The sequence below is a fragment of the Streptomyces sp. NPDC101110 genome (assembly GCF_044759525.1).
In the GTDB taxonomy this organism is placed as follows: Bacteria; Actinomycetota; Actinomycetes; order Streptomycetales; family Streptomycetaceae; genus Streptomyces.
Genome location: NZ_JBIVZM010000013.1, coordinates 1 through 20,423, shown reverse-complemented (window position 1 = coordinate 20,423; position 20,423 = coordinate 1). Strand labels below are relative to the sequence as shown.

Genomic DNA, 20,423 nt, shown 5'->3' with positions numbered 1-20,423 from the left:
CGGCTGAGACCCACCCATGGCGTGGCCTCCACCCGTCACGCGATACTGCGGCCGTCCGGCACCGACCCCGCCACGACGGAAGGCCTGAACCCCCTTGACACGCATACGCGTTCGCCTCGGCATGCTCGGTCTCGCCCTGCTGACCGGCTTCGCCACCCCCACGGCCGCGAGCGCCGCCCCGGCCGCCCCCTCCCCCACCGTCGAGGAGCAGCGGCTCGACCGGGCCGCGCCCCAGGAGATCCTGCGCCGCTCCGGATTCGACGCCCTGGCACCCCGGTTGGCCCGGTCCCTCGACTCGGCCCGCTCCTACGGGGAGGCTCGCCGGGCGGTGGCAGGGGAGGGTTCGGGGCTGTGGCGGCTCGCGGTCGACCGGGCGCAGGGGCGCGGCCCGGCCGGCGGCGACCTGAGCCGGGACGACGACCGGCCGCTGTACTGGGCGCGGCTCGGCATGACACGCGAAGTGCGCACCTGGGAGCCGCGTTTCGGCCTGACGGACCGGCAGCGGGCCGCGCTGCTGGACGAGCTGGAGCGCACCTCGCGCGGTCAGGACTCACTCCGGTATCCGCACGGCACGGGCCTGAAGCGGATCCTGCTCACCGGCTTCGACCCGTTCACCCTGGACCGGGACATCCGTATCTCCAACCCGTCCGGCGCCACCGCGCTGGCCCTCGACGGCACGGTGCTCGACACGGCGGACGGCCCGGCCCGGGTCGAGACGGTGGTGTTCCCGGTGCGCTGGGGGGACTTCACTGGGGGCACGGTGGAGCGGACCCTGCGGCCGCACCTGCCGCAGACCGACCTGTTCACGACGGTGAGCCAGGGCCGGGTCGGACGGTTCGACATCGAGCGGACCAACGGGGCCTGGCGGGGCGGCTTCGGGGACAACGACAACATCGGCCGCACCGAGACCGTGCCGGTCTCCGACCCGGCGTCACAGCCGCAGTGGACGACGACCACGCTGCCCCACGCGGCGATCGTCGCCGCGGGCACCGGCCGCTTCCCGGTGTACGACAACACCGCGGTCACCGAGATCCCGGCCGGCGGTTCCCAGCCCGTCGTCCGCCCCGACGGGCCGACGCCCGGTTCCACCGCACGCGCGGGCGGCGGCGGGGACTACCTCTCCAACGAGATCGCCTACCGGGCGACGCTGCTGCGCGACCGGCTGGGGCTGCACGACACGCTGCCCGGCGGGCATGTGCACACGCCGGTGCTGCAGTTCGGCGCCGGGAACACCGGCGAGGTCACCGACCCGGAGTTCGTGCGCAACCGGCTGGACATCATCGCCCAGGTGAGGGCCATTCTGCGGGTGGCGGCGGAAGCGTCGTAGCGGCCTGGTCGTCGCCCTCGCCGCCTTCGCGGATGTCCTCGCCCAGCAGGTCACGTGCCATGAGGGTGGCGCCCGCCACCGCGCCCGGCATCAGGAACACCGCGACGAACGGCACCAGGAACGCCACGGCGAGCGGCGTGCCGAAGCCCCAGACGAGGGTCTTGCGGGAGCGCAGCAGGGTGAGGCGGGTGCGCAGTTCGACCCTGCGGCGCTGGAGGGCGACGGCGGTCAGTTCCTCGGTGAGGAAGAACCCGGTGACGAAGAACCCGATCACCGGGACGGCCGTCTGCCCGACCACCGGGATGAAGCCGCACGCGAACAGCAGCACGCCCCACAGGGCGGCCCGCACCACGATCCGGAGGCTGTCCCGGGCGGAGATCCACAGTTCGCGCCAGAGCGGCAGCCCCGACTCGGGGGCGTGGCCGTCCGGGGAGACGTCCCGGTCGACCCGCTCCGAGAGGTTCTCGTAGAAGGGCTGCCCGATCAGCAGGGTCACCGCGGTGAAGGTCACCACGGCGAGGAGCAGGGCGAGGGCGAACAGCACGGCGGTCAGGAAGCCGCGGAAGAGGGCGAGCCACGGGCTGGACCAGTCGTCGGCGAAGGGCGTGGCCCAGGTGACGGCGTCCTCGCCCCACAGCGCCAGCGAGACGAGCGCCGCCGCGTACAGGACGAGGGTGATCAGCCCCGGGAGCAGCCCGAAGCCGAAGCTCCTGCCGTGCCCGGCCACCCACCGCTGGCCCTTCAGGAGGTACCGGAAACCCGTCCCTAGATCGCGCATGGGGAAACCCTATCCGGGCCCGTGTCGCGTGCTTGACGCGCTCCGGTCACGCCGCTGTCACAGGTCGCGCAGGTCAGGCCGGACGCGCCGGGGCGGGGCGTCCGGGACACGGGGGCGGCCGAGCGCTCTTGTCGCCGTTGAGTCGAACCGGTACACCTCGCCGTACCGATCTCAGGAAGCCCCAGGAGGAGGTAGGCGTGCGCACCACGAGAACCGTTCCTGCGAGACCGTTGCCGATCGCCGCCCTCCCCGGCACCGGCGCTCTCGCCGATGCGGCGTCGGACCGCTCCTGCGGCACCGTCCCGAGGGGGAATCGCCGCAGGTGGCAAGGGAAATGATCACAGTGGCACACAGCGCTTCAGGCAAGGAGAGCGGATGACGCAGGAGATCCACGGCAGTGTGGCGGACGGCTTCGAGGCGGTTCGCGAGGAGTTCACCGCGTTCGTCGCCGGGGAGCGGGCCGACTACGAGGGGCAGCTGTGCGCCCATGTCCGCGGCCGGAAGGTCGTCGACCTGTGGGCGGGGACCGACGCCGACGCCCTCTACGGTGTGTTCTCGTCCACGAAGGGCGCCGCCTACCTGGTCGTGGCTCTGCTCGTCCAGGACGGCACGCTCGAACTGGACCGCAAGGTGACGTACTACTGGCCGGAGTTCGCGGCCGAGGGCAAGGGCGCCCTGACGCTGCGGGACCTGCTGGCGCACCGGGCGGGGGTGGTCGGTACGGACACCGGCTTCACCCTCGCGGAGCTGGCCGACGACCGCCAGCTCGCCGAGCGTCTCGCCGACCAGCGGCCGTTCTGGCGCCCCGGCACGGCCTTCGGATACCACGCGCTGGTCGCCGGCGCCCTGGTCGGAGAGGTCGTGCGCCGGGCGACCGGCCGTCCGCTCCAGGAGGTCTACCAGGAGCGGATCAGGACCCCGTACGGGCTGGACTTCCATCTGGGCCTGCCCGCGGCCGAGGAGCCGCGCTTTCGCAGCACCCGGCCGATGGACCCGACCCCCGAGCAGCGGGCCGTCCTCGACGCGGCACCCACGGGTCCCCATTCGCTGGCCTCGATCGCGTTCAACGGCAACGCGGCGGAGCCGACCGACCTCGCCGCCCTCCCCAACATGCCGCTGATCCGGGCGAAGGGCCCGGCGTCGGTGGGCGGGGTGGCGTCCGCGCGGGGCCTGGCGGGGATGTACGCGGCGGCGATCAGCGGGATGGGCGAACAGCCCGCGCTGCTGAAGCCGGACACCGTGGCGGAGTTCGGGCAGTTCCACTCGGCGGGCTACGACCTGGTGGCCCGGACCCACAAGTCGTTCGGGCTCGGCTTCCAGACGACGGCTGACACGTGGCACCCGTTCCTCGGCGCCGGGACGATCGGGCACAGCGGCGCGGGCGGCTCCCAGGCCTTCGCGGACCCGTGGAGCGGCCTCGCCTACGGCTACACACGCCGCCGGTTCGCGTTCCCGGGCGGTGCGGCCCCGGAGAACGACCGGCTGGCCCGGTCGGTGCACGCGGCGGTGCTGGCTCTGTAGGCGGCAGCACGGGGCAGCGGCCGCTGGGCCCGGGCGGAGGCCGCACCCCACGTCCAAGGGTGCGGCCTCCGCGTACGCAACGAGCGTGGTCAGACCAGCGTCACGGTGATGTCGCCACGGGTCGCCTTCGAGTACGGGCAGACCTCGTGGGCCTTTTCGACCAGGGTCCGGGCGGTCCCCCGGTCCACCTTCGGGATGTCCGCCGAGATCTCGACGATGATCCCGAAGCCGTCCCCGTTCTTGCCGAGGCCGACCTTCGCGGTGACGGTCGATCCGGAGAGGTCGGCCCCCTCCTGACGGGCCACTACGCCGAGAGCCCCCTGGAAGCAGGCGCTGTACCCGGCGGCGAACAGCTGCTCGGGGTTGGTGCCGGCGCCGCTCCCGCCCATCTCCTTCGGCGGGTTGACGACGACGTCGAGCCTGCCGTCGTCGGTGGCGACCCGGCCGTCGCGCCCGTTCTCGGCGGTGGCGACGGCGGTGTACAGGACGTCGGACTGCTGGATCGGCATGCGGTTGTGTTCCTCAGGTAGTCCGCCGCGGCTCGCGCCCGGGCCGGGACGGATTCGGAAACAAGTTACCGCATGTCGGAATCTCGCCGGAAGGTGTCAAAGCTTGACGATCATCTTTCCGGTGTTGTCGCCGCGCAGAACGCCCAGGAACGCCTCCAGGTTGTTCTCGATGCCCTCGACGACGGTCTCGCGGTACTTCAGCTCGCCGGAGGCGACCCAGGGGGCGACTTCCTGCACGAACTGCGGCTGCAGGTCGTAGTGGTCGCCGACCAGGAAACCCTCGATGCGGCCGCGCGTCGCGATCAGGCGGGCCAGGTTCTTCGGGCCGGGGGCGGGCTCGGTGTTGTTGTAGACCGAGATCATGCCGCAGACGGCGATCCGGCCGCCCTGGTTGAGCGAGCCGATGGCCGCCTCCAGGTGGTCACCGCCGACGTTGTCGAAGTAGACGTCGATGCCGTCGGGGGCGGCGGCGCGCAGCTGCTCGGCGACGGGCCCGTGCTTGTAGTTGAAGGCGGCGTCGAAGCCGTACTCCTCCTTGAGGAGCTTCACCTTCTCGTCCGAACCGGCGGAGCCGATGACCCGCGAGGCGCCCTTCAGCCGGGCGATCTGCCCGACCTGGCCGCCCACGGCACCGGCGGCGCCGGACACGAAGACCGTGTCGCCCTCCTTGAAGGCGGCGGTGCGCAGCAGACCCGCGTAGGCGGTGAGGCCGGTCATGCCCAGCACACCGAGGTACGTCGACAGCGGCGCGGCGTCCGGGTCCACCTTGACGGCGTTCTTCGCGCCGACGACCGCGTACTCGCGCCATCCGAGGAAGTGCAGCACATGGTCCCCGACGGACAGCCCCTCGGCGTTCGACGCCACGACCTCGCCGACGGCGCCGCCCTGCATGACCTTGCCGATCTCGAAGGGGGCGACGTAGGACTTCGCGTCGCTCATGCGGCCGCGCATGTAGGGGTCCACGGAGAGGTACTTGTTCCGGACGAGGACCTGTCCCTCACCCGGCTGCGGTACGTCCACCTCGACGAAGGCGAAGTCCTCGGGCTTCGGCCAGCCGACGGGACGGCTCGCCAGGTGCCACTCGCGGCTGACGGCGGGGAGGGCGGTGGTGTCGGTCATGGTGCGCCTTACCTCACTGACTCGATGTTTCAGTACCTGAAACAACCATGCTCCTGAAAATTTCAGGTTGTCAAATAACCGGGTACCCTCGAAGGCATGGCCTCCACCACATCGGCACCCCAGGACATGACCGGACGACCGGATCCGCTGACCCTCGAGGTCGTCGAGCTGATCGGGGAGGTCGTGGCGCGGTTCCACGAGGACTACGAGTCGGCGGCGGCTGAGCACTCCCTCACCGGCGCGCAGGCGCGGCTGCTCAGCCTGCTGTGCCTCGAACCGCTGCCGATGCGGAGGCTGGCCCAGCAGTTGAAGTGCGAGCCGTCGAACGTCACGGGGATCGTGGACCGGCTGGAGGCCCGGGGCCTGGTCGAGCGGCAGCCGGCTCCGGCCGACCGCCGGGTGAAGGTGGCGGCCGCGACGGCGGAGGGGCGCGAGGTGGCCCGGAGCCTGCGGGAGACGCTGCGGTTCGCCCGGGAGCCCCTGGCCGGGCTCTCCGAGGAGGAGCGAGTGGCGTTGCGGGACACCCTGCGGCGCATGCTGGGCTGAGACGGAACGCCGCCGGGGAACACGTCAGAGCCCCTTAGGGCCCTGTCGTTCGGATCATGCCGGCGCCGCGGGGCTCGGGTCTGCCGAGCGGCGCAGTCACTCTCGGCCGAGCCGACCCGAACGACAGACCCCAGGTGCACCACCACCCTAGGCGCACCACCACAGGAAGCGCTTGCACGCTTCGGAAGCGGAAGGCTCCGGTTCCGGGGCGCGGGTGGTCGGGTCCGAGGTCGGCTCGGGGCCCGGGCCGGAGGTCGGCGGGGCGGCCGTGGGAGAGGGCGCCGGGCCGGTGGGGGCGCCTCCCACCGCCGCCCCGGGGTCCTTCGACGGTTCGCCGCCGTCCGGGGACGCCGACTTCTCGCCCTTCGGGGATGTGGAAGCGGACGGCGAGTCAGACGCCGTCGGTGAAGCGGAGCCTGACGGGCCCTCGGACCCGGTTCCCTTCCCGTCCGCGCCGCGACCCGGCTCACCGGCCTCCGGTGCGGCGTCCCCGTCGGCCGACTCACCCCCGGCCGCCGCCGGCCCGGGCGTCGAACTGGGGGCGTCCATGCCGAGTTCCGCGAGGCTCAGACCCCCGGCCGCCAGCACGAACCCGGCGGCCACGAACAGGGTCCGGCGCCGACGGCGCCGGTGGGCCGCGGCCTTGCGGTCCCGTCGGCTCGATCCGCCCGGGCCGTCGGCGGACGGACCGGGCCCGCGCCCGCGCCGCCGGGCCGCACGCCCCACGCGCTCGCCGTCGCCCTGGCCGTCGTCATCGCCGTACGCGTCGCCCTCATCGCTGTCGCTACGCGCGTCACGGTCTTCGCCGTACGCGTAGTCGCCGTACGCGTAGTCGTCGTACGCGTAGTCGCCCTCGCCGAGCGCGTCGTCGTGGGCGTGTCCGGTGCCGGGGGTGTGCGACTCGTACGAGCCCGGCGGCCTCGCCGGTTCCCCGGCGATGTGCCCCGGCGCGCCGGCGTCGTACCCGGCGTACACCGGAGCGCTCCGGTGCAGCGACGGGGCGGGGGTGCCGCACCCCGGGCAGGCGAGGGCGCCGTTGAGGTGCCGTCGGCACGGGTCGCAGTAGTCCATGACGCCGGAAGATTAAGTTCCGCGCCGGTCACGTTCCTAGAGCCCGCTGTGAAGGTTCTGTAGGGACACGGCCCTCGGGTGGTTTCGAAACTGTCGAAACCGTTATGCGCGCGACCCATTGACACTCCCCACGCCCGATCCTTACTGTCACGCCAGCATTTCGAACGTGTGCCGAAATCTCGAACAAGCCGAGGCGCCGGAACGCGGGCGGGACGCTGACGGAACAGACTGAAAAGAACCGAGCCGACGAAGCTGCGAGGGACAACCGCCGTGCGCATCACCGGAATCAGCACACACGTGGTCGGGACGCCGTGGCGCAACCTGACGTACGTCCAGGTGCACACCGACGAGGGGATCACCGGAGTCGGCGAGACCCGGATGCTGGGACACACCGATGCCCTTCTCGGTTACCTGAGGGAGGCCGAGGCCAACCACATCCTCGGCTCCGACCCCTTCGCCGTCGAGGACCTCGTCAAGCGCATGAAGTACGGCGACTACGGCCGTGCGGGCGAGATCGTCATGTCCGGCATCGCCGTGATCGAGATGGCCTGCTGGGACATCAAGGGCAAGGCGCTGGGGGTCCCCGTCTGGCAGCTGCTGGGCGGCAAGGTCACCGACAAGGTCAAGGCGTACGCCAATGGCTGGTACACGACCGAGCGGACCCCGGAGGCCTACCACAAGGCCGCCCAGGGCGTGATGGAGCGCGGCTACCGGGCGCTGAAGATCGACCCCTTCGGCACCGGTCACTTCGAGCTGGACCACGAGCAGACCCTGTACGCGGTCTCCCTGATCGAGGCCGTTCGCGACGCCATCGGCCCCGAGGCCGAGCTGATGCTGGAGATGCACGGCCGCTTCTCCCCCGCCACGGCCGTGCGCCTGGCCAAGGAGCTGGCGCCGTTCAAGCCGGCGTGGCTGGAGGAGCCGGTCCCGCCGGAGAACCTGAAGGCGCTGGAGAAGGTCGCCGCCAAGGTCGACATGCCGGTCGCCACCGGTGAGCGCATCCACGACCGGATCGAGTTCCGGGAGCTGTTCGAGAGCCAGGCCGTCGACATCATCCAGCCGGACGTCGGCCACATCGGCGGCATCTGGGAGACCAGGAAGCTCGCGGCGACGGCCGAGACGCACTACATGCTGGTGGCTCCGCACAACGTGGGCGGTTCGGTGCTGACCGCCGCGTCCCTCCAGGTCGGCTTCACCTCCCCGAACTTCAAGATCCTCGAACACTTCAACGACTTCGCGGACGCGGAGATCAAGAAGGTGGTCAAGGGCGCCCCGCAGGTGAACCCGGAGGACGGCTGCTTCCACCTCTCCGACGCCCCCGGCCTCGGTGTGGAGCTGGACGTCGACGCCGCCGCCGAATTCCCCCAGCAGCAGGCCCGGTTCGACCTCTGGGCGGAGGGCTGGGAACAGCGCAAGCCGAAGGGCTCGCAGTGAGCACCGCAGTCGTCGTCGACGCCCCGGGCGAGCACCGTCTGGTGCCGCACGAGCCCCGTCGGCCCGAGGCCGGCGAGGCCCTGGTCCGGGTGCACGCCGCCGGGATCTGCGGCAGCGACCGCGAGGTCTATCAGGGCAACCGGCCCGAGGGCTACGTGCGCTACCCGCTGACCCCGGGCCACGAGTGGTCCGGGACGGTCGAGGCCGTGGGCGCCGGTGTCCCGCAGTCCCTCGTGGGCCGCAAGGTCGTCGGTGAGGGCTTTCGAAACTGCCAGGTCTGCGACCGCTGCCACGCGGGCGACACGACCCTGTGCACGGCCGGCTACGAGGAGACCGGGTTCACCCAGCCGGGCGCGATGGCGGCGACGCTGACCCTCCCGGCCCGTCTCCTGCACGCCCTCCCTGACGACTGCGACCTCACGGCCGCGGCCCTCCTGGAGCCCGCGGCCTGCATCGCGGCGGCCGCGCTGAAGGGCAACGCGCAGCCCGGTGAGCGCGTCGCCGTGGTGGGCACCGGCACGCTCGGCATGTTCGCCGTGCAGTTCCTGAAGGCCAACTCGCCGGCGGAGCTGCTGGTCGTCGACACCCGCCGGGACCGCGAGGCGCTGTCGCGGAGTTACGGCGCGACGGATTTCCGGACGAAGGACCAGGAACTCCCGGACGACTTCGACGTGGTGATCGAGACGGCCGGGTCCGCGGACGCCGCCCGGACCTCCGCCGGTCTGCTCCGGCGCGGCGGACGGCTGGTCCTGACCGGCATCCCGGCGCCGGACGCCGACGGTCTCGACCCGACCGACCTCGTCGTACGGCAACTGGAGGTGCACACCGTCTTCGGTGCGCCGCCGGACGCCTGGGCGCACACGGTGCGGGTGTTCGCCGCCGGGCTGCTCGACCCGCTGCCGCTGGTGACGCACGAGCTGCCCCTCACCGAGTTCTCGCAGGCCATCGAGCTGGTCGGGGCCGGCGATCCCAAGGTGGGCAAGGTTTTGCTCCGCCCCTAGGCCGTACGCCGGTACGGGGGCAACCTGACGGCTCCCGTACCGGCGTACACCCAGCCTCGCCCTACCCAGAGCCGCGAACCTCGTCCGAAATATCGAACTGAAGGACATTCCTGTGACCGACGCTTCCGCCACGGCAGCCCGCCGGCCCGGTGAGCCGGCCCTCGCCGCGCTGGGCCTGAGCGCACCCGACCCCGATCCCGCCGACACCTCCGCGCACTCCTTCCCCGGCGGTGGCCGCTGGCGCACCGAGATCCCCTCCTGCGAGGGCCCCGAGGCGCTCGCGGTGGTGCTGAAGGAGGCCTCGCGACTGGACGTGCCGATCCACCGGATCAGCCAGGGCAGCGGCGTGTGGATGCTGACCGACGCCGAGATCACCGAGATGGTCGAGTCGACCGGTGAACGCGACATCGAGCTCTGCCTGTTCACGGGTCCGCGCGGCACCTGGGACATCGGCGGGTCCACGCGCACCGACTCGCGGGGGGCCGGACTGCGCGCACGCGGCCACGACGCCGTCGCCGGCTGTGTCGAAGACGCGGTCAGGGCAACGGAGTTGGGCGTCAAGTGCCTGCTCGTCGCGGACGAGGGCGTGTTGTGGACGCTGCACCGGGCACGGGCGGCCGGCGTCATCCCGGCCGACACGACGCTCAAGGTCTCCGCGCTCATCGGGCCGGTCAACCCGGCCGCGTACGCGGTCTACGAGCGTCTCGGCGCCGACTCGGTCAACGTGCCCAGTGACCTGACGCTCGATCACCTCACCGAGATCCGCCGGGTGTCGGGTGCCCCGATGGACATGTACATCGAGGCACCCGACGACCTCGGCGGCTACATCCGCATGTACGAGGTGGCCGAACTCATCAGACGCGGGGCCCCGTTGTATCTGAAGTTCGGCCTGTCCAAAGCCCCCGGCATCTACCCGTACGGGCACCACATGCGGGAGTTGACCCTGGCCACCGCCAAGGAGCGGGTGCGCCGCGGCCGGCTCGCCCTGGACCTCCTGGCGCGCCACGGAGCGGACGGCGACATGGCGCCGCTCGGGTCCCGGCTGCCGGGCGATCTGCAACGGTTCGAAATCTCGTCATAACGTTCCGGCTACTCGGCTTCACAAAAGAAGACACAGCCGACCACAATCCACCACATCTCTTCTCGGTCTTTCCGGCACGACCACCCGGAGCGACTTCGCGCCTCAGACCGAGCCCTGCCACAGATCAAGGATGATGATCATGCGTATCCGCAGAGCCGCAGTCACCGCCATAGCCGGAGCCGCCTCCCTCGCCCTGACCCTGTCCGCCTGCGGCCAGAGCGGTGAGGGCGGCAGCAAGGAGAGCGGGGGCGACACGAAGGGCGCCACCATCGGCATCGCGATGCCGACCAAGTCCTCCGAGCGCTGGATCGCCGACGGCAAGAACGTCGTCACCGACCTCGAGTCCAAGGGCTACAAGACCAAGCTCGTCTACGGCGAGGACGACCCGGACCAGCAGGTCTCGCAGGTCGAGAACCTGATCACGCAGGGCGTCAAGGCGCTGATCATCGCCGCGATCGACAACAAGTCGATGAACAACGTGCTCCAGCAGGCCAAGGACGCCAACATCCCGGTCATCTCCTACGACCGTCTGATCCTCGGCACGCAGAACGTCGACTACTACGCCTCCTTCGACAACGAGAAGGTCGGCGAGCTCCAGGGCAACTACATCGTCGAGAAGCTCGGCCTGAAGGACGGCTCTGGTTCGTCGAAGAAGGGCCCCTTCAACATCGAGCTGTTCGCCGGCTCCAACGACGACAACAACACCCGCTACTTCTTCCAGGGCGCGATGAACGTCCTGCAGCCCTACATCGACAAGAAGCAGCTCGTCGTCCGCTCCAAGCAGACCAAGCTCAACCAGGTCACCACCCTGCGCTGGGACGGCGGCACCGCCCAGAAGCGCATGGACGACATCCTGACCTCGGCCTACAAGAGCGAGCGCGTCGACGCCGTCCTCTCCCCCTACGACGGCATCTCCATCGGCATCCTGTCGGCGCTGAAGTCCGACGACTACGGCTCCAAGAGCAAGCCGCTGCCGGTCGTCACGGGCCAGGACGCCGAGGTCGCCTCGGTGAAGTCGATCATCGCCGGCCAGCAGTCGATGACCGTCTACAAGGACACCCGCCAGCTCGCCAAGGTGTCCTCGAACATGGTCGACGCGCTGCTCAACAAGAAGAAGCCCGAGGTCAACGACACCAAGACCTACGACAACGGCGCGAAGGTCGTCCCGGCCTACCTGCTGGAGCCGGTCGCGGTGGACAAGTCGAACTACCAGAAGGAGGTCGTCGACTCCGGCTACATCAAGGAGAGCGACCTCAAGTAGTCCCTGCCACCGACCGACGATTCACCACTGATTGGAAGGCACGACCATGGCGGGACCCGTCCTGGAAATGCGCTCGATCGTCAAGACCTTTCCCGGCGTCAAGGCGCTGTCGAACGTCACACTCACCGTTCACCAGGGCGAGGTCCACGCCATCTGCGGGGAGAACGGCGCCGGCAAGTCGACCCTGATGAAGGTCCTCTCCGGCGTCCACCCGCACGGCACCTACGAGGGCGACATCCTCTTCGAGGGAGAGGTCTGCCAGTTCAAGGACATCCGGGCCAGCGAAGAGCGCGGCATCGTGATCATCCACCAGGAACTGGCCCTGGTGCCCTACCTCTCCCTCGCGGAGAACATCTTCCTCGGCAACGAGCACGCCACCCGGGGGATCATCAGCTGGACCGAGACCCTTCGGCACGCCACCGAACTGCTGCGCCGGGTCGGCCTCTCCGACCACCCGGACACCCGCGTCGCCGACATCGGCGTGGGCAAGCAGCAGCTCGTGGAGATCGCGAAGGCCCTGTCGAAGAGGGTGAAGCTGCTCATCCTGGATGAGCCGACCGCCGCCCTGAACGACGAGGACAGCGGCAAACTCCTGGATCTGATCCTGGAGTTGAAGAAGCAGGGCATCACCTCGATCATCATCTCCCACAAGCTCAACGAGATTCGCAAGGTCGCCGACTCGGTGACGATCCTGCGCGACGGCCAGACCATCGAGACCCTGGACGTGAAGGCCCCGGAGACCACCGAGGACCGGATCATCAGCGGCATGGTCGGCCGCGACCTGGAGAACCGCTTCCCGGAGCGCTCCCCGCACGAGCCCGAGGAGGGCGCGGCCCCGGCCCTGGAGATCCGGGGCTGGACCGTGCACCACCCGATCGACCAGCAGCGCAAGGTGTGCGACGACGTCTCGCTGCACGTGCGCCGCGGGGAGATCGTCGGCATCGCGGGCCTGATGGGCGCCGGCCGCACCGAACTCGCGATGAGCGTCTTCGGACGGACCTACGGCCGGTACGCCGAGGGCACCGTCCTCAAGGACGGCAAGGAGATCCGCACCAAGACCGTCCCCGAGGCGGTCAAGCACGGCATCGCGTACGTCACCGAGGACCGCAAGCACTACGGCCTCAACCTCATCGACACCATCAACCGGAACATCTCGCTCAGCGCCCTGGGCAAGGTCGCCAAGCGCGGTGTGGTCGACGAGCACGAGGAGCGGCAGGTCGCCGAGGGCTTCCGCAAGTCCATGAACATCAAGGCGCCGACGGTGTTCGAACCGGTGGGCAAGCTCTCCGGCGGCAACCAGCAGAAGGTCGTCCTCAGCAAGTGGATCTTCTCAGGTCCGGACGTGCTGATCCTGGACGAGCCGACGCGCGGTATCGACGTCGGCGCGAAGTACGAGATCTACACGGTCATCGACCAGCTGGCCGCCCAGGGCAAGGCGGTCGTCTTCATCTCCTCCGAGCTGCCCGAGCTGCTCGGCATGTGCGACCGCATCTACACGATGGCCGCGGGGCGGCTGACGGGTGAGTTCTCGCGGGCCGAGGCCTCCCAGGAATCGCTGATGCGTCAGATGACGAAGGACAAAGAGGTAACCCGATGAGCACGGACGTGACCGCCAAGAGCCCGGCCCCCGCGCCGCCGGGCAAGAGCGCAGCGGCCGCGGGCGACGGCCTGTTGCAGCTGGTGATGGACGGCATGCGCCGCAACATGCGGCAGTACGGCATGCTGATCGCGCTGGGCCTGATCGTGGTCCTGTTCGCCGTCTGGACCGACGGCGACCTGCTGCTCCCGCGCAACGTCTCCAACCTGGTGCTGCAGAACAGCTACATCCTGATCCTCGCGATCGGCATGATGCTGGTCATCATCGCCGGCCACATCGACCTCTCGGTCGGCTCGCTGACGGCGTTCGTCGGGTCGATGGCCGCGGTGTTCATGGTCAAACAAGACCTTCCCTGGCCGCTCGCCGTAGTGCTGTGCCTGGCCGTGGGCGCGGTCGCCGGTGCCGTACAGGGGTTCTTCATCGCGTACGGCGGGATACCGTCGTTCATCGTGACCCTGGCGGGCATGCTGATCTTCCGCGGTCTGACGGAGATCTTCCTGGAGGGCCAGACCCTCGGCCCCTTCCCGGACGGGCTGCAGAAGGTCGCCAACGGATTCCTGCCCGAGGTCGGCCCCAACACGAACTACCACAACCTCACACTGCTGCTCGGCTTCGCGATGATCGCCTTCGTGATCTTCCAGGAGGTCCGTGACCGCAAGCGGCAGCAGGAGTTCGACCTGGACGTCCCGCCCGCCAAGCTGTTCCTGCTGAAGCTGATCGCGATCGGCGCCGCGGTGCTGACGCTCACCCTGCTGCTGGCCAGCTACAAGGGCGCCCCGATCGTGCTGCTCATCCTGGGCGTGCTGCTCGTGGGCTTCGGCTACGTCATGCGCAACGCGATCATCGGCCGCCACATCTACGCCATCGGCGGCAACCTCCCGGCGGCCAAGCTGTCGGGTGTGAAGGACAAGAAGGTCACCTTCCTGGTCTTCCTGAACATGGGCATGCTCGCGGCCCTGGCGGGTCTGGTCTTCGCCGCCCGCTTCAACGCGGCCTCTCCCAAGGCCGGCCTCAACTTCGAGCTGGAGGCGATCGCGGCCTCGTTCATCGGCGGTGCGTCGATGAGCGGCGGTGTCGGCACCGTCCTCGGCGCGATCATCGGTGGCCTGGTCCTGGGCGTGCTGAACAACGGTATGAACCTCGTCGGAATCGGCACCGACTGGCAGCAGGTCATCAAGGGCCTGGTGCTGCTGGCGGCGGTCGGGTTCGACGTGTGGAACAAGCGCAAGGTCGGTTCGTAAGTCAGATCGGGGCCCCGCCGGGAAGGCGGGGCCCTCTCCTTATACGGGAGCCGCACACATGGAACTGAACAGACGCACGGTCATCGCGGGAGCGGCGGCAGCGGGCATGGCCGCCACCACGCTCGGCGGCACGGCGCACGCCACGGGAGGCAGGAAGCCGGTGAAGACGCTCTTCGGCAAGCTCGCCGACGGCACCAAGGTCTACAGCTGGTCGCTGGAGAACGGCGGCACCCGCCTGAAGGTCCTCTCCTACGGCGGCATCGTCCAGTCCCTGGAGATACCCGACCGCCGGGGACGCCACGCCAACGTCTCCGCCGGCTTCGACAACCTCGAGGACTACGTCGCCAAGAGCCCGTACTTCGGCGCCCTGATCGGCCGCTACGGCAACCGCATCGGCAAGGGCAGGTTCACCCTCGACGGCAAGGACTACCAGCTGTCCGTCAACGACGGTGAGCAGAGCCTGCACGGCGGCGCCAAGGGCTTCGACAAGCACGTGTGGGACGTCGAGCCGTTCGTGAAGGGCTCCGACGTCGGCCTGCACCTGTACTACACCTCCGTCGACGGCGAGATGGGGTACCCGGGCACGCTCCGGACGAAGGTGACGTACACGCTCACCCGGCACGGCGACTGGCGCATCGACTACGAGGCCACCACGGACAAGGCCACCGTCGTCAACCTGACCAGCCATGTGTACTGGAATCTGGCCGGTGAGGGCAGCGGCACGATCGAGGACCACGAGCTGCAGATCGCCGCCTCCCGCTACACGCCCACCGACGCGGGCCTCATCCCGACGGGTGAGCTGGCCAGGGTCGCGGGCACGCCCTTCGACTTCGGCCGCGCCAAGCCGATCGGCCGGGACATCCGCACCTCGCACCCGCAGCTGGTCACCGCCAAGGGCTTCGACCACAACTGGGTGCTCGACAAGGGCATCACCGCCCGGCCCGAGCACGTCGCGACCCTGCGCGACCCGGCCTCCGGCCGCACCCTGAAGATCGCCACGAACGAGCCGGGCCTGCAGTTCTACTCCGGCAACTTCCTCGACGGCACCCTGACCGGCCCGTCCGGCCGCACCTACCGGCAGGGCGACGCGCTGTGCCTGGAGACGCAGCACTTCCCGGACTCGCCGAACAAGCCGAAGTTCCCGTCGACGGTGCTGCGACCGGGGCAGACGTACCGGACGACGACGATCCACTCGTTCGGCTGCTGACAATTCTTCACAGGTACGGCACATGTTCTGACCGGTTTGCCGACGGTTGAACGGTGTCACCTCGGCCGCCGTATGTAAGGGCGGCCCGCGCTCCCCCGCGCGGGCCGCCCTTAAACGTCGGGCCCGTCCGTCCCCAACGGGCCCGCCCCATACGGAGGTTCCATGGCCGACAACGTCACGTCGCTGTTCCGCAGTACCGCGGCACACAGCCCGTCGATGGCGGCTCTGACACGTGAGGGCGGAGAGGGAGCCGGCCCCGTGGACTTCTGTATCCCCTGCAACCCGTACTTCCCGACCCCGGCCATGTTCGAGGACATGGCGGGCCGGCTGCGCGACATCATCACGTACTACCCGAGCAGCGCCGACACCATCACGGCCGAGCTGTGCAGCCTGCTCCAGCTCCCGCCGCAGTGCGTGGCCATGGGCAACGGCTCGACCGAGCTCATCACCTGGATCGACCACCTGCTGGTCCGCGAGTCCCTCGCCGTCCCCGTCCCCACCTTCGGCCGCTGGACCGACCAGCCCATGGAGACCGGCAAGCGGGTCGACATGTTCCCGCTCCAGGAATCCAGCGGTTTCGCCCTCGACCTCGCCCAGTACGCCGAGTTCATCCGGGCCCGCGGCACCCGCGTCGCCGTGATCTGCAACCCCAACAACCCCGACGGCGGCTTCCTGCACAAGCACGCCGTCGTGCAGTTCATGGACGCCATGGCCGACCTCGACCTGGTCGTCATCGACGAGTCGTTCCTGGAGTTCGCGGACGCCGAGGCCGAGCCGTCCGTCGTCCAGGAGGCCATGCTGCGGCCCAACGTGGTCGTGCTGCGCAGCCTCGGCAAGAACTTCGGTCTGCACGGCATACGCTTCGGCTACCTCGTCGCCAACCCGGCGCTCGCGGGCCGCATCCGCTCGATGCTCCCGAAGTGGAACCTCAACTCCTTCGCCGAGCACGTCGTCTTCATGCTGAAGGAGCACGGCGCCGAGTACGCGCAGAGCCTCCAGCAGGTGCGCCGCGACCGGCTCGACATGGCCGGCCAGCTGTCCTCGCTGCCCGGTCTGACGGTCTACCCGTCGCAGGGCAACTTCCTCTTCGTGCGCCTCCCCGTGGGCGCCGAGGGCACCGTGGTCCGGGACCGGATGCTCACCGAGCACCGGATCCTGGTCCGCGAGTGCGGCAACAAGATCGGTTCGTCCAGCCGCTTCCTGCGTCTCGTGGTGCGCCCCCAGGTGGACGTGCGTCGCCTGGTGTCCGGCCTGGAACAGGTGCTCTACGGGACGTCCAGGAGGGGAGCCGCCGTACCCGAGCTGGGCAATGGGACCAGCTACAGCTCGGGTACGGCGGCCGTGGACCGGCTGGTGAGCGAGACGAACGGGGCGGGCGTGCGGGGGCTCGCGGCGCAGGCGATGGGGGCGGCCCCGGCCCCGGCCGCCGCCGCGGCGACGGGGGGCCCGGGGCTCGCGCCCGCCCCGGCGGCCGCGAGTACGGGCGGGCCGGGACTCGCCCCGGCTGCGGCCCCCACTCCGGCCACCGGCATCGGCATGCCGCTCCCCGCCGCCGCGTCCGCCGTACCGGCGGGTGCGGGCGGCGGGATGCCGATGCCGGCCGCGGCACAGCTGCCGCAGCCGCAGATCCCCCAGCAGATGCCGCAGCCCGCGCCCCAGCCGATGGCCGCCCCGGTGCCGCCGCCGGCCCCCGCGACCCAGGCCCCCGTCCCGCCGCTGGCTCCCGCTGCCCAGGCCCCGGCGCCGGTCCCTGCTCCGGCGCCGGCTCCCGCACCGTCGCCCATGGCGGCCCCCTTCACCGGGCCCACGCCGCCCGGCGTCCCGGCCCGCGGCGGCCTGACGGCCGCCCAGGTCCGCGGCACGAACGGCCTGTCCCCGGCCCCGGCGACGGGCTGGCCCGCCGCCCAGAGCTGGCCGAACGCGGCGGGAATGGGTCAGGCCGGGTAGTCCGGCGCAGGGTCGGTTTGCAGCTGAACTCGCCTCTGCTCGGCACCGGTTCACCCGTATCCGGCCTTGCCCGACCGAACCTGCCGAACCTGCGCGATCCGGCCACGGCGGGAGCACCCGCCATGGCACAGTACGGACGTGGACATCACCATCACCGTCACCTCCGGCCAGGTCGAGGCAGACCTGCGTTCCTTACAGCAATGGCTCCTCAGGGAGCCCGATCTGCGGCAGGTCCGTTTCACTCGCCCCGCACCCGTGATCCGACCGGATGACATGGGCGGGGTCGGTGAAATCCTCCTCGCGTCGTTCGGGGCGGGGGGTGCCGGGGCGGTGCTGGCCGAGACCGTCTCGGTGTGGCTGCAGAGCCGGGTGACGCCGGTGAGGATACGGGTCGAGGGCCCGAGGGGCAGCGTGGAGGTGGAGGCGAGCGTCAAGGATCCGGCCGCCCTGATCAACCGGGTGCTGGAGGAACACGCCGGCCCCGAGGACGAGGCACCCGCCGACGAGGCGTCGTGACCGACACCGCCGATCCGCTCCAGTCCATGGCGGTGCTGATCGGCAACGACGTGTACGAGGATCTGGATCGGCTGCCCTCCGTCGGCAACAACCTCACCGATCTGGCCGCGGCCCTCTGTGACACGGCGACGTGGGGGCTGCCCCGTGAACGCTGCGTCGTCCTGCCCGACAAGAGGGAAGCGGCCGATGTCAGTACCGTCCTGGCCGAAGCAGCGGGCGAGCCCCTGGACACCCTGCTCGTCTATTACGCCGGGCATGGACTGATCCACGAGGGCACCGGCGAACTGGTTCTGGCCACCGGCCGCACGAACCCCGAGCTGCCGCTGCTCACCGGCTTGAGATACTCCGACGTCCGGGACATCCTCGCGGTCCGTCGTGCCCGAAGACTCGTGGTCGTCCTCGACTGCTGCTACAGCGGACGAGCGGTCGGCGTCATGGCGGACGCGTCCTCGCTCGTCATGGGGCAACTGGGCATCGAGGGGACGTACGTCCTGTCGTCGACGGTCTCCACTCTGCCGAGCAAGGCCCCCGTGGGCCACCGGCACACCGCGTTCACGGGCGGGTTGCTGGAGGTCATCGGCAACGGCGTCCCCAGCGGACGGCCGTATCTCACCCCCGAAGACCTCTTCGTCTACACCCGGAAAATCATGATCGACCGTGGCTGGCCACGACCGGCGCAGTGCCACGAGGACACGATTCGAGGGCTCCAGCTCATGCGCAACCCATGGTCCGGCGCGCTGCGATGGCTTTCACAGCGGCGCGTCACCACGGGGCGGGACGTGGCCCCCGAGAAGAGGACGGATGCCTCGGATCTCGTCGTGGGGATCCACGTCGGTGTGAGCGCGGTGCGGCCCGAACTCGGCCCCGTCGGTGGGGACTCCCTCGCCGCACTCGAAGCGGTCGTCGACAAGACCGTCCCGCGGTGGTTGCCGGGCATCGAACTGGTCCGTGACGTGATGACGGACATGCGCCGGGACTACGGCGACGGGGCGGCGACCGCAGCGGTGGTCGCCGATGAGCTGCTCTTCGCCGTCCATACGGCGGTGCGCGCGGGTGCCCGCTGGCAGGAGGTCACCGACCGCGTCGAGGAGGAAGCCGCTGCCGTCCTGCGCCGACTGGACCGGCAGCAACTCGACGGCCCGCGACCGCCCTGTCCGGAGGAACTGGACCGGGCCGTGTCGACGGCTATGGGGGACCTGGAGGGAGGGAAGCTGGTGATGTCGGCGATCGCCCGCGTGGGAGTCGACCAGGTCGAGATCGCCGCCGGCACCCGGGCCACCGCCCTCCCCGAACCGGGGCTCTCCGTCGTCAGCAGGCTCGCCCTGGACGCGTCGGTCCTGGTGCCGAACTCCGCCAGCCGTCCTCTGACCCTCCACGAGCCGTATGTCCTCGTCGCACCGGAAGGAAAGTTGCCGGTCGAGGAACTGCTGGCGCTCGGCTGGCTGGAAAGGAAACCGCTCCTGGTCATCGCACCGCGGGTCGACGTCTTCGCCATGGGCTGCCTGCACGGTCTCTTCGTGCCGACGGTGGTGGTGCGCCCCACGGACGCCGTTGTCGACTGGGACGCGCTCTGCACCCGGACGGGCCACGCCCTGCTGACCGGGCACCCGCTCGGTCTGGCCGCGCGGGCGCTGGTCGCGCCGTCCTCCACCGTCGTCACCGGGCTTCCCGGAACCGCGCCGCCCGAGGGCGGACGGCTCCGTGTGTATGCGGGCCCGGCCGGGAGTGCGGCACGCACCGCGGCGGTCCGGGCGCTCGCCGTCGCCCGCTCGGCGGCCCGCTCCGGCGTACTGCCCGGGGGCGGTACCGGGCTGTATCGCGCGGGGCAGGCCCTCGGCGCGGACGCCGGACTCTTCCGTGCCGCGCTCGCTGCCCCGTTGCGGCAGATCGTGCGCAACGCCGGTCAGGATCAAAGCCGTTTGACGGCACTGCTCGACACCGGCCCGGCCGGCGTGCCGACCTGGTCCGATGGGGACGGTGGCGCGACGGCCGATCTGCTCGACGCGGGCATACTGGATGTGTCTGCCACGGTACGAGGCGTGGTGGAGAACGCGGCCGCCGCGGTCTCCCGCTACGTGGCGACCCTGTGACCGGCCCCTGGGTCGTGTCCGCACAGTCCCGTCGTCCGCCCGGAGGGCGGGCCGCACGGCGGGCGGGACTTTGCGGACACGACCTAGGTGTGCTGTCCCGGGACGTTGGTGACACGCGTGCTGGGTGCTTGAACAGGTGAGGGCCTTCTGGGTTCGGTGTGGATTGCGACATCTACA

At 70.4% G+C, this 20,423-nt stretch carries 17 protein-coding genes; 13 read left to right on the top strand and 4 right to left on the bottom strand.

Features of this window, described 5'->3' with window-relative positions; all coding sequences use genetic code 11:
* Positions 1 to 94 precede the first annotated feature (94 nt).
* Positions 95 to 1,327 (top strand): pyroglutamyl peptidase, encoded by a 1,233-nt coding sequence (locus ACIQU3_RS27250; RefSeq protein ID WP_403928163.1) that lies wholly within the window; start codon positions 95 to 97, stop codon positions 1,325 to 1,327.
* Here ACIQU3_RS27250 and ACIQU3_RS27245 read toward each other — a convergent pair.
* On the bottom strand, positions 1,278 to 2,105 hold the full coding sequence (locus ACIQU3_RS27245) for an EI24 domain-containing protein (RefSeq protein ID WP_403731603.1): 828 nt from the start codon (positions 2,103 to 2,105) through the stop codon (positions 1,278 to 1,280). The two genes, ACIQU3_RS27250 and ACIQU3_RS27245, sit on opposite strands and share 50 nt — an antisense overlap.
* A 375-nt stretch (positions 2,106 to 2,480) precedes the next feature.
* Here ACIQU3_RS27245 and ACIQU3_RS27240 point away from each other — a divergent pair, with 375 nt between their 5' ends.
* Positions 2,481 to 3,626 (top strand): serine hydrolase domain-containing protein, encoded by a 1,146-nt coding sequence (locus tag ACIQU3_RS27240; RefSeq protein ID WP_403928160.1) that lies wholly within the window; start codon positions 2,481 to 2,483, stop codon positions 3,624 to 3,626.
* A gap of 89 nt (positions 3,627 to 3,715) precedes the next feature.
* Here ACIQU3_RS27240 and ACIQU3_RS27235 read toward each other — a convergent pair whose 3' ends face one another.
* Together ACIQU3_RS27235 and ACIQU3_RS27230 are read right to left on the bottom strand one after the other, a co-directional pair.
* On the bottom strand, positions 3,716 to 4,135 hold the full coding sequence (locus tag ACIQU3_RS27235; RefSeq protein WP_403928158.1) for an organic hydroperoxide resistance protein: 420 nt from the start codon (positions 4,133 to 4,135) through the stop codon (positions 3,716 to 3,718).
* A 96-nt stretch (positions 4,136 to 4,231) separates the two neighbouring features.
* On the bottom strand, positions 4,232 to 5,254 hold the full coding sequence (locus tag ACIQU3_RS27230; protein WP_403731594.1) for an NADP-dependent oxidoreductase: 1,023 nt from the start codon (positions 5,252 to 5,254) through the stop codon (positions 4,232 to 4,234).
* Positions 5,255 to 5,350: 96 nt separating this feature from the next.
* Here ACIQU3_RS27230 and ACIQU3_RS27225 point away from each other — a divergent pair, with 96 nt between their 5' ends.
* Entirely contained in the window at positions 5,351 to 5,800 is a 450-nt protein-coding gene (locus tag ACIQU3_RS27225) for a MarR family winged helix-turn-helix transcriptional regulator (protein ID WP_403928156.1), read from the top strand.
* A gap of 147 nt (positions 5,801 to 5,947) precedes the next feature.
* Here ACIQU3_RS27225 and ACIQU3_RS27220 read toward each other — a convergent pair whose 3' ends face one another.
* Complete coding sequence (locus ACIQU3_RS27220; RefSeq protein WP_403928152.1) at positions 5,948 to 6,871, bottom strand: hypothetical protein; 924 nt, start codon at positions 6,869 to 6,871, stop codon at positions 5,948 to 5,950.
* A 270-nt stretch (positions 6,872 to 7,141) separates the two neighbouring features.
* Between ACIQU3_RS27220 and ACIQU3_RS27215 the strand changes: the two genes are divergently transcribed.
* The 10 genes from ACIQU3_RS27215 (at position 7,142) to ACIQU3_RS27170 (ending at position 20,246) form a co-directional block, all read left to right on the top strand.
* A complete protein-coding gene (locus tag ACIQU3_RS27215; protein WP_161362067.1) occupies positions 7,142 to 8,305 on the top strand; it encodes a mandelate racemase/muconate lactonizing enzyme family protein in 1,164 nt (387 codons plus the stop codon).
* On the top strand, positions 8,302 to 9,306 hold the full coding sequence (locus ACIQU3_RS27210) for a zinc-binding dehydrogenase (RefSeq protein ID WP_403928149.1): 1,005 nt from the start codon (positions 8,302 to 8,304) through the stop codon (positions 9,304 to 9,306). The genes ACIQU3_RS27215 and ACIQU3_RS27210 overlap by 4 nt, the downstream gene beginning before the upstream one ends.
* 112 nt (positions 9,307 to 9,418) lie before the next feature.
* Positions 9,419 to 10,387: a hypothetical protein gene (locus tag ACIQU3_RS27205; protein WP_403731583.1), complete on the top strand. Its 969-nt coding sequence runs from the start codon at positions 9,419 to 9,421 to the stop codon at positions 10,385 to 10,387.
* A gap of 139 nt (positions 10,388 to 10,526) precedes the next feature.
* The gene (gene chvE, locus ACIQU3_RS27200; RefSeq protein WP_403731580.1) at positions 10,527 to 11,648 is read left to right on the top strand and encodes a multiple monosaccharide ABC transporter substrate-binding protein; all 1,122 of its coding nucleotides are present in this window, start codon (positions 10,527 to 10,529) and stop codon (positions 11,646 to 11,648) included.
* A gap of 46 nt (positions 11,649 to 11,694) precedes the next feature.
* The gene (mmsA, locus tag ACIQU3_RS27195) at positions 11,695 to 13,245 is read left to right on the top strand and encodes a multiple monosaccharide ABC transporter ATP-binding protein (protein WP_403731577.1); all 1,551 of its coding nucleotides are present in this window, start codon (positions 11,695 to 11,697) and stop codon (positions 13,243 to 13,245) included.
* On the top strand, positions 13,242 to 14,486 hold the full coding sequence (gene mmsB / locus ACIQU3_RS27190; RefSeq protein WP_403928147.1) for a multiple monosaccharide ABC transporter permease: 1,245 nt from the start codon (positions 13,242 to 13,244) through the stop codon (positions 14,484 to 14,486). The genes mmsA and mmsB overlap by 4 nt, the downstream gene beginning before the upstream one ends.
* A gap of 58 nt (positions 14,487 to 14,544) precedes the next feature.
* Positions 14,545 to 15,693, top strand: coding sequence for an aldose epimerase family protein (locus ACIQU3_RS27185; RefSeq protein WP_403731571.1), 1,149 nt, complete (start codon positions 14,545 to 14,547; stop codon positions 15,691 to 15,693).
* Positions 15,694 to 15,855: 162 nt separating this feature from the next.
* Entirely contained in the window at positions 15,856 to 17,640 is a 1,785-nt protein-coding gene (locus tag ACIQU3_RS27180; RefSeq protein ID WP_403928144.1) for a pyridoxal phosphate-dependent aminotransferase, read from the top strand.
* A 138-nt stretch (positions 17,641 to 17,778) separates the two neighbouring features.
* Positions 17,779 to 18,156 carry a hypothetical protein gene (locus ACIQU3_RS27175; RefSeq protein ID WP_403731565.1) on the top strand — a complete coding sequence of 126 codons (378 nt, stop codon included), beginning with the start codon at positions 17,779 to 17,781 and terminating at the stop codon, positions 18,154 to 18,156.
* Positions 18,153 to 20,246, top strand: a complete 2,094-nt coding sequence (locus ACIQU3_RS27170) for a caspase family protein (protein ID WP_403928142.1) — start codon at positions 18,153 to 18,155, stop codon at positions 20,244 to 20,246. The genes ACIQU3_RS27175 and ACIQU3_RS27170 overlap by 4 nt, the downstream gene beginning before the upstream one ends.
* Positions 20,247 to 20,423: the final 177 nt, after the last annotated feature.